1 protein-coding gene is annotated in these 523 nt (G+C 45.9%); it reads right to left on the bottom strand.

What is annotated here, in order from left to right; genetic code table 11:
* Positions 1-201 precede the first annotated feature (201 nt).
* Positions 202-523: ISAs1 family transposase (locus A7090_RS24160; protein ID WP_123056991.1), on the bottom strand; the 322-nt coding region annotated here is incomplete at its 5' end.

Genomic DNA, 523 nt, shown 5'->3' on the forward strand with positions numbered 1-523 from the left:
TCTTGCCCTGAACGTATAACCCAGAAAATCAAATTGCCTTATTTCGTGGTTTCCTTTTCGTTCACTGTCTTTGCAGTAGACGATCTTCGTTTTCTCCGGATGTAATTCCAGTCCGCATTCCTGAAAACGCACTGCCAGCTTATCCCGCAATTCCTCTGCCTGCTGTTTATTCACACAATGGACCAGCCCGTCAGGGCAAGATTACGAAAGCCCGCTCCCCGCAAGGACTGACGCAAGGTAGTCTCTGTCCATAGCGGCTTTTCTCATCTTACGTCTTAACCCTGCCTTGAATACCTTATCATTCGTCAAAATATTAATAGCGATATGCCGTATCCCTGAAAATAATTCTGCTGCGTTTCCTCTTCTTATTTTGCTGTCGTCTTCATTCATTACCACGTCCAGACGCCAGTGCAGCTTATTCTCCACGTGCCAGTGATTTCGGATCGCTGTGGCGAACTTCTCTGCGGTTAAATCAGCAGAACTGATATAATACCTGACCGTCATTTCTGGCTCTTTCTTTTGT

The sequence above is a fragment of the Escherichia sp. MOD1-EC7003 genome, assembly GCF_002965065.1.
In the GTDB taxonomy this organism is placed as follows: Bacteria; Pseudomonadota; Gammaproteobacteria; order Enterobacterales; family Enterobacteriaceae; genus Escherichia.